The sequence below is a fragment of the Stenotrophomonas sp. YJH_SMC_17 genome, assembly GCF_059371655.1.
On sequence record NZ_JCAFUU010000001.1, the window covers coordinates 905,674 to 920,160 of the forward strand.

17 protein-coding genes and 1 pseudogene are annotated in these 14,487 nt (G+C 67.2%); 14 read left to right on the forward strand and 4 right to left on the reverse strand.

The window, feature by feature from the left end:
- Nucleotides 1-47: 47 nt before the first annotated feature.
- The 13 genes from lptA to AC5P8Z_RS04350 all read left to right on the forward strand — a co-directional run bounded on the left by lptA (nucleotide 48) and on the right by AC5P8Z_RS04350 (nucleotide 11,070).
- Nucleotides 48-599, forward strand: coding sequence for a lipopolysaccharide transport periplasmic protein LptA (lptA, locus tag AC5P8Z_RS04290; RefSeq protein ID WP_164083650.1), 552 nt, complete (start codon nucleotides 48-50; stop codon nucleotides 597-599).
- Complete coding sequence (gene lptB, locus AC5P8Z_RS04295; protein ID WP_005408391.1) at nucleotides 599-1,318, forward strand: LPS export ABC transporter ATP-binding protein; 720 nt, start codon at nucleotides 599-601, stop codon at nucleotides 1,316-1,318. The genes lptA and lptB overlap by 1 nt, the downstream gene beginning before the upstream one ends.
- Before the next feature lie 40 nt (nucleotides 1,319-1,358).
- Complete coding sequence (locus AC5P8Z_RS04300) at nucleotides 1,359-2,777, forward strand: RNA polymerase factor sigma-54 (protein WP_164083651.1); 1,419 nt, start codon at nucleotides 1,359-1,361, stop codon at nucleotides 2,775-2,777.
- Nucleotides 2,778-2,835: 58 nt separating this feature from the next.
- Complete coding sequence (gene hpf, locus AC5P8Z_RS04305; RefSeq protein ID WP_004147311.1) at nucleotides 2,836-3,153, forward strand: ribosome hibernation-promoting factor, HPF/YfiA family; 318 nt, start codon at nucleotides 2,836-2,838, stop codon at nucleotides 3,151-3,153.
- A gap of 21 nt (nucleotides 3,154-3,174) precedes the next feature.
- Nucleotides 3,175-3,627 carry a PTS sugar transporter subunit IIA gene (locus tag AC5P8Z_RS04310; protein WP_295565467.1) on the forward strand — a complete coding sequence of 151 codons (453 nt, stop codon included), beginning with the start codon at nucleotides 3,175-3,177 and terminating at the stop codon, nucleotides 3,625-3,627.
- A complete protein-coding gene (gene hprK, locus AC5P8Z_RS04315) occupies nucleotides 3,624-4,574 on the forward strand; it encodes an HPr(Ser) kinase/phosphatase (protein WP_005408388.1) in 951 nt (316 codons plus the stop codon). The genes AC5P8Z_RS04310 and hprK overlap by 4 nt, the downstream gene beginning before the upstream one ends.
- 27 nt (nucleotides 4,575-4,601) lie before the next feature.
- The gene (rapZ, locus tag AC5P8Z_RS04320; RefSeq protein WP_164083653.1) at nucleotides 4,602-5,486 is read left to right on the forward strand and encodes an RNase adapter RapZ; all 885 of its coding nucleotides are present in this window, start codon (nucleotides 4,602-4,604) and stop codon (nucleotides 5,484-5,486) included.
- A gap of 436 nt (nucleotides 5,487-5,922) precedes the next feature.
- Complete coding sequence (locus AC5P8Z_RS04325; RefSeq protein WP_164082419.1) at nucleotides 5,923-6,315, forward strand: PTS sugar transporter subunit IIA domain-containing protein; 393 nt, start codon at nucleotides 5,923-5,925, stop codon at nucleotides 6,313-6,315.
- Nucleotides 6,308-6,577, forward strand: coding sequence for an HPr family phosphocarrier protein (locus AC5P8Z_RS04330; RefSeq protein WP_005408385.1), 270 nt, complete (start codon nucleotides 6,308-6,310; stop codon nucleotides 6,575-6,577). The genes AC5P8Z_RS04325 and AC5P8Z_RS04330 overlap by 8 nt, the downstream gene beginning before the upstream one ends.
- Before the next feature lie 2 nt (nucleotides 6,578-6,579).
- Complete coding sequence (gene ptsP / locus AC5P8Z_RS04335; RefSeq protein WP_164082420.1) at nucleotides 6,580-8,349, forward strand: phosphoenolpyruvate--protein phosphotransferase; 1,770 nt, start codon at nucleotides 6,580-6,582, stop codon at nucleotides 8,347-8,349.
- Between the two features lie 167 nt (nucleotides 8,350-8,516).
- Complete coding sequence (gene mgtE, locus AC5P8Z_RS04340; RefSeq protein WP_008266103.1) at nucleotides 8,517-9,878, forward strand: magnesium transporter; 1,362 nt, start codon at nucleotides 8,517-8,519, stop codon at nucleotides 9,876-9,878.
- A 59-nt stretch (nucleotides 9,879-9,937) separates the two neighbouring features.
- Complete coding sequence (locus tag AC5P8Z_RS04345) at nucleotides 9,938-10,204, forward strand: hypothetical protein (protein WP_014036236.1); 267 nt, start codon at nucleotides 9,938-9,940, stop codon at nucleotides 10,202-10,204.
- A gap of 71 nt (nucleotides 10,205-10,275) precedes the next feature.
- Complete coding sequence (locus AC5P8Z_RS04350) at nucleotides 10,276-11,070, forward strand: carboxylesterase family protein (protein WP_495228232.1); 795 nt, start codon at nucleotides 10,276-10,278, stop codon at nucleotides 11,068-11,070.
- Between the two features lie 113 nt (nucleotides 11,071-11,183).
- Here the strand turns inward: AC5P8Z_RS04350 and AC5P8Z_RS04355 are convergent.
- The 4 genes and pseudogenes from AC5P8Z_RS04355 to AC5P8Z_RS04370 all read right to left on the reverse strand — a co-directional run.
- Nucleotides 11,184-11,663, reverse strand: a pseudogene (locus AC5P8Z_RS04355) (REP-associated tyrosine transposase); the annotation flags it as partial.
- Nucleotides 11,664-11,761: 98 nt separating this feature from the next.
- Nucleotides 11,762-12,712, reverse strand: a complete 951-nt coding sequence (locus AC5P8Z_RS04360) for an aspartate carbamoyltransferase catalytic subunit (RefSeq protein WP_495228233.1) — start codon at nucleotides 12,710-12,712, stop codon at nucleotides 11,762-11,764.
- A gap of 15 nt (nucleotides 12,713-12,727) precedes the next feature.
- Complete coding sequence (gene ruvX, locus AC5P8Z_RS04365; protein WP_286071989.1) at nucleotides 12,728-13,195, reverse strand: Holliday junction resolvase RuvX; 468 nt, start codon at nucleotides 13,193-13,195, stop codon at nucleotides 12,728-12,730.
- A 19-nt stretch (nucleotides 13,196-13,214) separates the two neighbouring features.
- The gene (locus AC5P8Z_RS04370; protein WP_005408377.1) at nucleotides 13,215-13,781 is read right to left on the reverse strand and encodes a YqgE/AlgH family protein; all 567 of its coding nucleotides are present in this window, start codon (nucleotides 13,779-13,781) and stop codon (nucleotides 13,215-13,217) included.
- Nucleotides 13,782-13,869: 88 nt separating this feature from the next.
- Here AC5P8Z_RS04370 and AC5P8Z_RS04375 point away from each other — a divergent pair, with 88 nt between their 5' ends.
- A complete protein-coding gene (locus tag AC5P8Z_RS04375; protein ID WP_495228234.1) occupies nucleotides 13,870-14,415 on the forward strand; it encodes a DNA-3-methyladenine glycosylase I in 546 nt (181 codons plus the stop codon).
- Nucleotides 14,416-14,487: the final 72 nt, after the last annotated feature.

The following is a 14,487-nucleotide window of genomic DNA, read 5'->3' on the forward strand; positions in this document are numbered from 1 at the left end:
CCCGCCCCCGGTTCGCCGGGTGGCCCCCACCGGTAGAACGGACCCCGATGAAGATTCCCTTTGCCGCAGTACTCGCGCTCGGACTGCTTGTTCCCGGCGCCGCCTTCGCCAAGTCCACCGACCGCAACGAAGACATGCACATCGATTCCGGCGCCCAGTCGGGCATGCTCACCGGCGACGGCAAGACCGTGCTGTCGCAGGGCGTGATCATCACCCAGGGCACGCTGGACCTGCGCTCGTCCGAGGCCGAGATCTACCTCAAGGACGGCGAGCCCGTGCGTGCGGTCTTCACCGGCAAGCAGGCCAAGATGAAGCAGCAGCTCGATGACGGCACCTGGATGGACGCGCTGGCTGATCGCATCGACTACGACATCAAGACCGAGATCATTACCCTGACCGGCAACTACAAGGTCACCAGCGCGCGCGGCACCAATGCCGGCCAGCGCATGGTCTACAACACCCGCACCGGCGAGATGAACTCCGGTGGTGACGGCAGCCGCGTGCGCACCGTCATCCCGCCGAAGAACAAGACCCCGGCTGCACCGGCAGCACAGCCCAAGGCCGCCACGCCGGCACAGCCGGCCGGGAGCAAGAAGTAATGCTCGTCGCCAAGGGCCTGCGCAAGAAGTACAAGCAGCGCGAAGTCGTCAAGGACTTCGGGCTGACCCTCGATGCCGGCGAAGTGGTCGGCCTGCTCGGTCCCAATGGTGCCGGCAAGACCACCTGCTTCTACATGATCGTCGGCCTGGTGGCTGCCGATGCCGGCAGCATCGTGCTCGACGGCAAGGACATCACCGGCGACCCGATGTACACCCGTGCCAAGCAGGGCGTGGGCTACCTGCCGCAGGAACCCTCGGTGTTCCGCAAGCTGACCGTGGCCGACAACATCCGGCTGGTGCTGGAACTGCGCGAGGACCTGGATTCGGCCGGCCGCGAGCGCGAGTTGAACGGGCTGCTGGACGAACTGCAGCTGGGTCATGTCGCCGACCAGCTCGGCGCCAGCCTGTCCGGTGGCGAACGCCGCCGCTGCGAGATCGCCCGCGCCCTGGCGGCGCAGCCGCGCCTGATCCTGCTCGACGAACCGTTTGCCGGCGTCGATCCGATTTCGGTCGGCGAGATCCAGCGCATCGTCACCCATCTCAAACAGCGCGGCATCGGCGTGCTCATCACCGACCACAACGTACGCGAAACCTTGGGTATCTGCGACCGCGCGTATATCCTCGCCGAGGGCAGCGTGCTGGCCCAGGGTTCGCCGGAGGCGATCCTGGACAATGCCGACGTGCGTCGGGTCTACCTTGGAGATTCCTTCAAGCTGTGACCGCAGTCGGCGAGTCCCTTTCCTTCCTTTCGGCACAGGCATGAAGACTCGGCTGCAGACATCGTTGGGACAGCACCTGGTGCTCACGCCCCAGCTGCAGCAGGCGATCAAGCTGCTGCAGATGTCCACCACCGAGCTGGAGCTGGAGATCGCGCAGGCAGTGGAGAGCAACCCACTGCTGGACTGGGCCGACAGCAACGACAGCAGCGCCGTCAATGAAGGCGGCGATGGCAACGACAACGAAGCGCCCGCAGAACGCAGCGAAGGCGACGACTGGGCGCCGGCCGAACTGGACTGGAGTGCGGCTGGCAGCGGTGGCAGCTTCGATGATGACGACGATACCGGCAGCGCTGCCGAGCGCGTGGCCGAAACCGAAACGCTGGCCGACCATCTGCTGTGGCAGCTGCACCTGTCGCATCTGTCCGCGCGTGACCGCAGCATCGGCGCGGCACTGATCGATGCACTGGACGATGACGGCTACCTGCGCGAACCGCTGGCCACCATCGCCGAAACCCTGTTGCCGGCGATCCACGCCGGCGAGGACGAGATCCTCGCGGTGCTGCATCGCATCCAGCGTTTCGATCCAGTGGGTGTGGCCGCACGCACGCTGGGCGAATGCCTGCAGCTGCAGCTGGACGTGCTGGCCGACGAAACGCCGGGCCTGCTGCTGGCGCGACAGATTGCCGCAGGACCGCTGGAGCGGTTGCCACGCAGCGGCGTCGCCGGGCTCGCGCATGAGCTGAAGCAGCCGCTGGACGAGGTCGAGACTGCCGTCGCACTGCTGCGCTCGCTGGACCCGCGCCCCGGCACGCAGATCGCGCCACTGTCGCAGGACACCTACGTGGTACCGGACGTAGTGGTGTGGCGCCAGAACGGCGTCTGGCGCGCAGCGCTGGCCGCGCACGCCGGGCCCAGGGTGGTGATCCATCGTGGCTACGAACAACTGATCCGCCGCTGCGGCGACGCCGATGCAGGCTACCTGCGGGCCCAGCTGCAGGAAGCGCGCTGGCTGCTGAAGGGCCTGCAGCAGCGCGGCGAGACCCTGCTGCGGGTGGTCCGCAGCCTGATCCTGCAGCAGTCGGGCTTCCTGGAGTTCGGCGAACAGGCCCTGCGCCCGCTGACCCTGCGCGAGATCGCCGCCGAGCTCGGCCTGCATGAATCCACGGTGTCGCGCGCGATCGCCCGCAAGCACGTGCGTACCCCGCGCGGCACCCTGCCGCTGCGCGCCTTCTTCGCCTCCGGCATCGATACCGAGGGCGGAGGCGAGGCGTCCAGCACGGCCATCCAGGCGATGATCCGGCGCCTGATCGACGACGAAAACCCGCGCAAGCCGCTTTCTGACGCCAAGCTGGCTGACCTGCTCAAATCGTCGGGAATTCCAGTAGCGCGACGCACCGTGGCGAAGTATCGTGAAGCCATGAACATTTCCGCCTCGCACGAAAGGGTCAGAATCGCTTGACGCGCCGCCGCGCCCGGCGGAGAGGTTCATTGGCACATCCGAACACAGGAGAAACCCGATGCGCATCGAAACGTTTGGCAAAGATGTCGAAGTCACCCCGGCCCTGCAGTCGTATGTAGAGGAGAAGCTGGCCCGGATCGGCAAACACTTCGACCAGCACTGCGAAGCGCGGGTGACCCTCAAGCTGCAGAAGACCGAACACCACGTCGACGCCAGCCTCAACATTCCCGGCCAGACCCTGCATGCCGAGGCCAATGCCCAGACCATGTATGCCGCGATCGACCTGCTTGCGGACAAGCTTGACCGTCTGGTGATCAAGCACAAGGAGAAAAAACAGCAGCACGCACCGCTGCCGGTGGGCGACAATGGTGGCTGATCGCCACTGTTCCCCGCAGACATGCCCCTGACTGACCTCCTGGCGGCCGTGCAGACCCAGCTCTGCACGGCCACCGACCGCGACAGCGTCCTGCAGGCCGCCGCCGGGTTGCTGGCCTGCCGCCAGGCCAACGCCGAACAGATCTATCTGAACCTGTGCCAGCGCGAAGCGCTGGGCAGCACCGCGATCGGCCACGGTATCGCCATTCCCCACGGCCGCGCGCCGACCCTGGAGCGCCCGCGGGGCGCCCTGCTGCGATTGGCCACCCCGGTCAACTTCGGTGGCGACGAGCCGGTGGACCTGGTGTTCGCGATGGCCGTTCCCGCCCACTACACCCACCAGCACCTGATGCTGCTGTCCGAGCTGGCCGAACTGTTTTCCGCTCCGGACATCCGCCAGGCACTGCGCCAGGCCGGCGACGCGCGGGCCCTGCGCGAGGCGCTGGACATGACCCCGCCTGCGAGTGCCGCATGAATACCAGCATCACCGCCCGTGAACTGTTCGAACAGCAGCGCGAGCGGCTGGGCCTGCGCTGGGCTGCCGGCAAATCCGGCGAGAAGCGCGAGCTGGAGGCCGGCAATACGGTCTCGCGGCGCCCCTCGCTGGCCGGCTACCTCAATGCGATCTATCCCAACAAGGTGCAGATCCTCGGTACCGAGGAACTGTCCTGGCTGGATGCGCTGGAACCGCGCCAGCGTTGGGAGACCATCGAAAAGATCATGCAGTCGCATCCGCTGGCGCTGGTGCTGACCCGCAACCAGGCGTGCCCGGAAGACCTGCGCGCCGCCGCCGATGAATCCGGCACCCCGTTGTGGCTCTCGCCCAAGCGCGGCCACGAACTGCTCAACCACCTGTCGTACCACTTGGCGCGCACGCTGGCGCCGCGGGTGATCCTGCATGGCGTGTTCATGGAGATCTACTCCATCGGCGTGCTGATCACCGGCGAGGCCGGATCGGGCAAGAGCGAGCTGGCGCTGGAGCTGCTCAGTCGTGGCCATCGCCTGGTGGCCGACGATGCGCCCGAGTTCACCCAGATCGCACCCGACGTGCTCGACGGCACCTGCCCCGAACTGCTGCAGGACCTGCTGGAAGTGCGCGGCCTGGGCGTGTTGAACGTGCGCGAGATGTTCGGCGACACGGCTGTAAAGAAGAACAAGTACCTTCGGCTGATCGTCCACCTGACCAAGCCGATGACCGAACCCACCCCGCATGGCTACGAGCGCCTGACCGGCGATTCGGGCACCCGCCATGTGCTGGACCTGGACGTGCCACTGATCACGCTGCCGGTGATGCCCGGCCGCAACCTGGCCGTGCTGACCGAAGCGGCCACCCGCCTGCATATCCTGCGTACCAAGGGCATCGACCCGGCGGCGATGTTCATCGCCCGCCACAGCAACCTGCTGGAACGGCGAACACCCTGATTCCCCTGCCCTTCGAAGAGCCTGTCCATGAGCACCGTCACCCCCTCCGCCCCGACCCTGATGATCGTCAGCGGCCTGTCCGGCTCGGGTAAATCCGTCGCCCTGAAGACCTTCGAGGACCAGGACTACTACTGCTCGGACAACCTGCCGATCAACCTGCTTCCGGACTTCGTGCGCAGCCTGCTGGCCCATCACGGCGGCGCCGCGCCGCGCCGGTTGGCGGTAGGCATCGATGTGCGCGGCCAGGCCGACCTGAGCCAGCTGGGGGAATGGCGGCAGCTGGCCGCCGACGCCGGCGTGGACGTGAAGGTGCTGTTCTTCGAAGCCAGCGACGAGACGCTGCTCAAGCGCTACGCCGACACCCGCCGTCGCCATCCGCTGAGCCAGCTGGGGCTGTCCCTGCCCGAAGCCATCGCCCGCGAACGCGAGTTGACCGCACCGCTGCGCCGCGAGGCCGATGCGGTGATCGACACCAGCAGCCTCAACGTGCACCAGCTGCGGCGGCGGATCATCACCGAGTTCGCAATGGACCATGCCACTGGCCTGTCGCTGCTGTTCGAATCGTTCGCCTACAAGCGCGGCGTGCCGGCCGAAGCGGACTTCGTGTTCGACGCGCGGGTGCTGCCCAATCCGCACTGGGATCCGGACCTGCGGGCGCTGAGCGGGCGCGAACCCGGCGTGCGCGATTACCTGGAAGCGCAGCCGGATGTGCAGCGCTACCTGGCCCAGCTGATGGACTTCCTTGATACCTGGCTGCCGAAGCTGGGCGATGGCACCCGCAGCTACGTGACCGTGGCGTTCGGCTGCACCGGCGGCAAGCACCGCTCGGTGTTCCTGGCCGAGCGCCTGGCTCGGCATGCCCGCGAGATGGGCTGGGAAGACGTGGCCACGTACCACCGCGAACAGGATTGAGGGGGGGGCGGCCGGGCTGCGCCCGGCACCCGCTGTAGAGTCGAGCCATGCTCGACTGAAGCAACGTCAAAAGCCGGCATTCCCCGGGTGACGGGGTGCGTCAGCAAGCGGGGGACGCTGCAAGTACGTCCCTGTAAGCTCGGTCGCCGCATCCATGCGGCTCCCCCCCCCCGCTTGCTGACCCACCCCGCCTTCGACAGATTCCTGCGATCTGTCGGGACGCTATTGTGTGCTGCTGTTGGCGGGTGTCGACCTTGGTCGACACGGCAGATCCACGCCATGCGTGGATGAGTCCCGGTCAGGCATCGAAAAACGCATGGGGTCGGATCCCTTTTCCAGAGGAAAAGGGCTCTGACCCTGGCAACGCTGAATACGGGACACAGTGCCCCTCTCCTGCTGCTATCGCCAATTCACCTTGACCTGTTAACGTGCAGTAATGACCTGTGGCATTCTCCTCGTAACACATCCCGGGGTCGGGACCGCCCTGCTTGACGTGGCGACCCGGCTCCTGCGGCATCTGCCGCTGAAAACCGAAGCTTTCGAAGTACCGTTCGACGCAGACCTGGACGCTCTTCTCCCGCTTGCCTCGGCCGCGCTGCGGCGGGTCGATGGCGGTGAAGGTGTGCTGATCCTGACCGACCTGTACGGCGCCAGCCCCGCCAACCTCGCCGGGCAGCTGGCCCGGCTGGGGACCCCGGTTCGCCGGGTGTCGGCGCTGAGCCTGCCGATGTTGCTGCGGGTGATGAATTATCCGGAACAGGGACTGGATCAACTGCCTGCCACAGCCGCGGCGGGTACCCGTAATGGAGCGATAGTCGACGATGCTTGAACGAGAACTCACCGTGAGCAACCGCCTGGGCCTGCATGCCCGGGCCACCGCCAAACTGGTGCAGACCCTGGCGCCGTTCCGCTGCAACGTGACCATGGCCGCCAAGGGCCGTGAGATCAACGCCAAGAGCATCATGGGCGTGATGCTGCTGGCCGCCGGCCAGGGCACTCCGGTCACCGTGCGCATCAACGGCGAGGACGAAGCTGCCGCGATGGAGGCGGTGGTCGGCCTGTTCGAACGCCGTTTCGACGAGGACAGCTGAGCGTGCCACGCGCACGCGCCGGCCAGCCCCCTTCCGGCCAACGGCCGGTACTGCTGCTGGCCGGCCATGGTGCCGCCCGCGGCACGGCAATGGGCCGCGCCCGCGTGCGCCTGCCGCATGCACTGGAAGTGGCCGAGCAGCGCGTTGCCGCCAACCAGATCGAGGCCGAACTGGCCCGCCTGCACCGGGCGGTGGATGCCGCACGCACGGAAATGCACGAGCTGCGCCAGCGCCTGCACGGTGCACTGAACCAGGAAGTGGGCGAGTTCCTCGACCTGCACGCGCTGCTGCTGGATGATCCCGAGCTGCTGTATGGCCTGGATGAGCTGATCCGCAGCGGTCCGTACAGCGCCGGCTACGCGTTGCGCCTGCAGCGCGACCGGCTGGCCAAGGTCTTCGACGGCATGGACGATGCCTACCTGAAAAGCCGCATGGACGACCTCGACCATGTGATCGGCCGCATCCATGCCTTCCTGCAGCCCGAGCGCCCACCTGCGGTCAAGGGCCTGGCCGGGGAAATCCTGGTCTGCGACAACATCGCACCTTCGGAACTGGCCCAGCTGCAGGCACAGGGCGTGGTCGGCATCGTCACCGCCGCCGGCAGCGCGCTGTCGCACAGCGCGATCCTCGCGCGCAGCCTGCATCTGCCCTTGATCGTCAACGTGCCGCAGCTGCTCAGCCGCGTTGCCGACGGCGACGTGCTGATCATCGATGGCGCCGACGGCAGCATCACCGCCAATCCGCAGGCCGACAATCTGCGCGACTACCGCGCGCGATTGAAGGAACACGCGCGCGAACAGCGCGAGCTTGGCCGCCTGCGCAGCAAGCCCAGCCGCACCCGCGACCAGGTCGACATCGCCCTGCTGGCCAATGCCGAATCGCTGGAGGATGTGACACAGGCGCATGCGCTGGGCGCCCACGGCCTGGGCCTGTACCGCACCGAATTCCTGTTCCTGCAGCGCAACGAGCTGCCCGACGAAGAAGAGCAGTTCCAGACCTACCGCGATGCCGCCCTGGGCATGAGCGGGCGACCGGTCACCATCCGCACCCTGGACCTGGGTGCGGACAAGGCTGATCGCACCGGCCTGACCCTGAGCAACGAAGAGAATCCCGCACTGGGCCTGCGCGGCGTGCGCCTGTCGCTGGCGCGACCGAAGGTGGCCGACACCCAGCTGCGTGCGATCCTGCGTGCCTCGGCCTACGGCAAGCTGCGGGTGCTGGTGCCGATGGTCAGCACCCGCGAGGAACTGCTGGCAGTGCGCCGGCGCATGCTCAAGCTGACCGAACAGCTGCGCAGCGAAGGCCACCTGGTATCCGACCACGTGCCACTGGGCGCGATGATCGAAGTCCCGGCCGCTGCACTGGCGCTGGAGAGCTTCATCGACCTGGTCGACTTCCTGTCGATCGGCACCAACGACCTGGTGCAGTACCTGCTGGCGGCCGACCGCAACAACGAAGCGCTGGGTGAGTTGTATTCGCCGTTGCACCCGGCGGTGCTGCGGCTGCTGCAGATGGTGATCGAGACCGGCGCGCGGCATCGCATCCCGGTGGCGGTCTGCGGCGAGATGGCCGGCGATGCGCGGATGACACCGCTGCTGCTGGCACTGGGCCTGACCGAATTCAGCCTGCACCCGGGCACGCTGCTGGAGGTTCGCCGCGCCATCCGCGAGGCCGACCTGGCGACATTGCGCACGCGCGCACCCAAGCTGCTGGCCGCGCGCGACCGCCGCGCCATCGAGCGCTGGCTGGCGCTGGTAGCCGATACGCCCTGACGCGCGGTCTGGCGGGGTCAGATCCCTTTGCCGCAGGAAAAGGGATCTGACCCCTTTGCCCGGCGGCTATGCGTTGAAACATCCCCTTGCGATAATGACGCGCTGAACACCCCTGTTGCCGCATCCTTGCCGGGATCGCGGCTTTTCTTATCCCCGCGGGAGCTGCGATGGCTGAAGCTGTACGCCACGACAAGACTGCGCGCCAACTGCGGATGTTGTCCGATGCACTGGACAGCGGCCGGCTGGGCCCGGTGCGTCGCCTGGTCAACACCCTGGCCCCGGCCGAGATCGGCAACCTGCTCGAGTCGCTGCCGCCGGGCAAGCGCGAGGTGGTGTGGGGCCTGGTCGATCCGGAAGATGACGGTGAGGTGCTGGTCCACGTCGGCGAGGACGTGCGCGAAAGCCTGCTCGCCGACATGGACCCGGACGAGATCATCGCTGCGGTCGAAGACCTGGACATCGACGATCTGGCCGACCTGGTCGAGGACCTGCCGGACACGGTCATCGACGAGGTCCTCAAGTCGATGGACCGCGAGAACCGCGAGCGCCTGGAACAGGTGCTGTCCTATCCCGAGGACAGCGCCGGCCGCCTGATGAACCCGGACGTGGTGACCGTGCGCGCCGACGTCAACGTCGACGTGGTGCTGCGCTACCTGCGCCTGCGCGGTGAACTGCCGGACCACACCGACCACCTGTTCGTGGTCAGCCGCCGCCACCAGTACCTCGGCCGGGTGTCGCTGGCAGCACTGGTAACCCACGAGGACACCACCCCGATCAACCGCCTGATCGACGACGAGCAGCCGGCCATCGACGTCGGCGAAAGCGACCAGGAAGTCGCCCGCCAGTTCTCCGACCATGACTGGATCTCCGCGCCGGTGGTGGATGACAACAACATCCTGATCGGCCGCATCACCATCGATGACGTGGTCGACATCATCCGCGGCCAGGCCGAGCACCAGGCGCTCGGCGCCGCCGGTCTGGACGAGGACGAGGATCTGTTCAGCCCGGTCTGGCGCGCGATGCGTCGCCGCCTGATGTGGCTGTCGGTCAACCTGTGCACGGCCTTCCTGGCCTCCAGCGTGGTCGGCCATTTCGAAGGCACGATCGACAAACTGGTGGCGCTGGCGGTGCTGATGCCGATCGTCGCCGGCCTCGGCGGCAACGCCGGTACCCAGGTGCTGGCACTGATGGTGCGCGGCCTGGCGCTGGGTCAGGTGGGCGCCTCCAACGCCCGCACCCTGCTGTGGAAGGAAGTGCGGGTCGCGCTGCTGAACGGCGTGATGCTGGGTTCGGTGCTGGGGCTGATCGTGCTGGCCTGGTTCCACTCGCCCGGGTTGTCCGCGGTGATTGCCATCGCATTGACCTGCAACCTCCTGTTCGCTGCCTTGGCGGGCGTGCTGGTGCCGTTGACGCTGAAACGCTTCGGCTTCGACCCAGCGCTGGCCAGCGGCATCTTCCTGACCGCCGTGACCGACTCGATGGGCTTCTTCACCTTCCTAGGCCTGGCCACTCTGGTGCTGCTGCACTGATCCCTGCAGGGTCGGATCCGCGCAACGCGGGGCTCTGACCCGTCCCCAACTGAATCCCTATGGCAACCACGATCGAAAACTACTTCCAACCCGGCTGGCGCGATCAGCAGCACACCTGCCCGGCCTGTGAATGGAAGGGCAGCTCGCGCGCCATGGAAATGGAGCTGGACGAGGACGCCACCGAGTACGACTGCCCGGTCTGCGAGAACCCGCTGCTGGTGGTGCTGCACCCGGACATCGCGCAGGTGCAGGCCGCCGCTGCCGACGGCAATGCCGAAGCACAGGAGCAGCTGGACATCATCGCCAGTTTTCCGCGGCCGGAGTGACGCGGCGCATGATGCTGCGTTGACCCACGCCGGGCTACGATGCGGGTGACCCTACCGCCTCGGAAACGCCCATGGTCCGTTCGATGTCACGCTGGCTGCCGATGCTGGCCTTTCTGATGATGACGGGCTGTGCCTCGCTGCCGGACAGCGCGCGCGGACGCTTCGAGGCCCGCGCAGTGAAGGTGGATGGCGAAACGGCCTACTACCAGGTGTTCATTCCGGCGGCATCGGCGCGCACGCCGGGCTCGCTGCCGGTCGTGCTGTTCCTGCACGGCTCGGGCGAGCGCGGCAGCGATGGCGTCAAGCAGACGTACGCGGGACTGGGCCCTTACCTGCGCGAGCACCCCGACTTCCCCGCGCTGGTGGTGTTCCCGCAGGCTCCCCGGCATTCAGAGTGGAGCGGTCGCAACAACCGCATGGCCGTGGCCGCGCTGGATGCCGCCATTGCCGAGTTCGATGCCGATCCGGCACGCCAGTACCTGACCGGCATGTCGATGGGCGGCTACGGCAGCTGGAACATCGCACTGGACGATCCACGTCGCTTTGCTGCGATCGTGCCGGTATGCGGCGCTGTGTTCGCACCGCGCCCGAAGCGACCGACCCTGTTCGTCGAGCAGGTGGCCCACGAAGCCGACCCGTATGCGGTCATCGCCCAGCGCCTGCGGCACACCCCGATCTGGATCTTCCACGGCGCACTGGATGACGTGGTCCCACCGGAGGACGATCGCAGGCTGTACGCGGCCTTCCAGGGCGTCAACGCACCTGACGTGCGCTATACCGAGTACCCGGAAGGCAACCACAACGCCTGGGATGCCACCTACGCGGACCCGGCGATGTGGGATTGGCTGTTCAAGCAGAAGCGTTGAACCACAACGTCCGGTGGTTGCCCACCAAGGTTGGAGCCTGGTTTGGGTAGGTACCCACTAAGGTTGGAACCTGCTTTCGGTGGGTGCCAACCTTGGTTGGCACTATCTGTCCGCCCCATGAACTCCGCCTTGGCACAGGAACCCTCGAGTTCCCACTCACACCACGCATGCGGGTACTCGCCAAGCTGCGTTGCCAGCCCCGCCCTGATCGGATTCGCCATCACATGCATTGCGTGCCGGAACAGCGATTCATCAGAGCGGATCGCGTGATCGTGATAGCAGGACTGCCAGAAGCGCCCCACCCTGCCCAGTACCCTGTTTGCGTACACCGCCGTACGCGACGTGAAGCGCTTCATGACAACGTCGAGTGATGCAGCGCGCAGCTGCATCAACCAGTGGATGTGATCCGGCATGACCACGTAGGCGATCGAATGGGTCAGACCTTCCAGATCCAGACGCTGGAACTGCTGCATGGCGGTAACCGCAACGGCGTCATTGGCGAACAGAGCCGCCCGGTCATGCACGTTCGTGGTGAGGATGTAGCTCTGGCCGATACTGGAATGACGGCCCAGCAGGAGACGGGTGCTGTTCATGCAGAAGAGCATGGGCGGGCGCATGTCCGCTGGATATCAGGAAATCACCTTCGCCCGGGTAGGCCAGTGCCAACCAGGGTTGGCACCCACCAGAGCGATCAGCCCAGCAGGGTTTCCAGCACGGCCATGCGCACGGCGACGCCGTTGGCGACCTGGCGCAGCACCCACGACTGCGGGCCGTCGGCCACCTCGTCGGTCACTTCCACGCCGCGGTTGATCGGGCCCGGGTGCAGCACCGCCGCATCCTTGCCCGCGCGGGCCAAGCGCTCGGTGGTCAGGCCGTACTGGGCGTGGTACTGCTCCAGCGACGGCACCAGGCCTTCTTCCATGCGCTCGCGTTGCAGGCGCAGCATCATCAACGCGTCGACGCCTTCCAGCATCGCATCGAAATCATCGCCGACCACGCAGCCCTTCAGCGTCTCGTCGTCCGGCAGAAGCGACTGCGGGCCGCACACGCGGATCTCGCCCACGCCCAGCGTGCGCAGCGCGTGCAGGTCGGTGCGGGCCACGCGCGAGTGCTTCACGTCGCCGACGATCACCACCTTCAGCTTCGAGAAATCCGGGCCCTTGGCCTGGCGCAGGGTCAGCATGTCCAGCAGGCCCTGGGTCGGGTGCGAACTGCGGCCGTCACCGGCGTTGATCAGCGCAGTGCCCTCGCCCGCCGCGTCGGTCAGTGCGGCCACGGCACCGTCATCGGGATGGCGCACGACGAAACCGCGCACGCCCATCGCTTCCAGGTTGCGCAGCGTGTCGCAGGCGGTTTCGCCCTTGCGCGTGGACGAGGTCGAGGCATCGAAGTTCAGCACGTCGGCGCCCAGGCGCTGCGCGGCCAGCTGGAACGAACTGCGGGTGCGGGTGGACGGTTCGAAGAACAGCGTGCATACCGCCGAACCGCCCAGAACGTGGCGCTTGTTGCCGACGCGGCCGACCGCAGCATCGCGGATCTGCCCGGCGCGGTCGAGCAGCTGCAGCAGGGTTTCGCGCGGCAGGCCCTCCAGGGTCAGCAGATGGCGCAGGCGTCCGGAGGCATCGATTTGCTGGGCGGTCATGGCGGTGTCGGGCAGTCAGGGAATGGGGGTGGCGTCGTCCGGGGACGACAGCCAGCGGTCGATGATCACCGCCGCAGCCACGGCATCGAGGGCGGCCGCGTCGCGGCGGCGCTTGCGCCCTTCGGCGCGCTCGACAGCGAAGCGGCGGGCGGCCTCGACCGAGCTGGAACGCTCGTCGATCATCACCACCGGCAGCTTGAAGCGTTCCCGCAGCTGGCGGGCGAAGCCCTGCGCGCGCTTGCGGTTGGGCTGGTCCTGGCCATCCAGGGTCAGCGGGTCGCCGACCACCAGGCCGTCGGGCTTCCATTCCTTGAGCAGGCGTTCGATCGCGGTCCAGTCCGGGCCGTTGCCGTGCACATCGACCACGGCCACTGCGCGCGCATGCGACGCGAACGCACTGCCGATTGCCACGCCGATCCGTCGCGAGCCGACATCGAAACCCAGAACGGTACCGTCACGGCGAATCGCCGGGGCAGGCGATATCGGTGCGGGCGCGGCCGGCTCAGACATGGCCGCTGTAATCCGTCAGCCGGAACAGGTCCACGCCGATACGCGAGGCCGCTCCCTGCCAGCGCTGCTCCAGCGGCAGCTGGAACACCAGCTCGGCGTCGGCCGGCACGGTCAGCCAGCTGTTCTCGGACAGCTCGCTTTCCAGCTGCCCCGCGCCCCAACCGGCACAGCCAAGGGTTACCACAGCGTTGGCCGGGCCTTCGCCACGTGCCATCGCTTCGAGGATGTCGCGCGAGGTGGTCAGGTACAGGCCGTCGCCCACGGTCAGGCTGGAATCCCACGCCCGTGCGTCGTCATGGATGACGAAGCCGCGTTCCGGATGCACCGGACCACCGTTGAGCACCATGCGCGCCTGCAGGTCGCCATCACCGGTGGTGATATCCATCTGCGCAAGCACTTCACCCAGCGTGTATTCGGACGGCTGGTTGACCAGCACGCCCATCGCCCCGTTCTCGTCGTGCTGGCAGATCAGCGCAACGCTGCGGGCAAAGGTCGCGTCGAGCAGCGACGGCAGCGCGACGAGCAGGTGATCGGCAAGGGAGGTCGGCGTTACGGGCATGGCCCTATTCTAGCGGCTGGGCGCGCCGGGCGCCTCCACCCGGCGGTCACGCCGCGCATAATGACGTCCCACCGCGCAGGAGTTCGACGTGTCCGGTTACTGCCTCATCGCCCCGGGCCATCCGGTGCACGACTACTACCACGCCAACGAGTACGGCTTCCCGCAGCGTGACGAGCGCGAGCTGTTCGAACGGCTGGTGCTGGAGATCAACCAGGCCGGCCTGAGCTGGGAAACGATCCTGAAGAAACGCGAGGGTTTCCGTGCAGCCTATGACGGCTTCGATGTGGACCGCGTGGCGGCCTATGCCGAGCAGGACATCGAACGCCTGTTGTCGGACGCGGGCATCATCCGCAACCGGCTGAAGGTGCTGGCGGCCATCCACAACGCGCAGGTGATCCAGCAGCTGCGGGCCAGTCATGGCAGCTTCGCGGCGTGGCTGGATGCGCATCACCCGCGCAGCAGGGCCGACTGGGTGAAGCTGTTCAAGAAGACGTTCCGCTTCACCGGTGGCGAGATCACCGGCGAGTTCCTGATGAGCCTCGGCTACCTGCCGGGGGCGCATGCCGAGGACTGCCCGGTGCATGCGCGGCTGCTGACGCTGTCGCCGCCGTGGCTGAAGGCCGCCGACCGCTGATGGATATCCGGCGCGCATGGCCCGGCGCTACCACGCGTGGGTTCCGGTAGTGCCGGCCGCTGGCCGGCACCG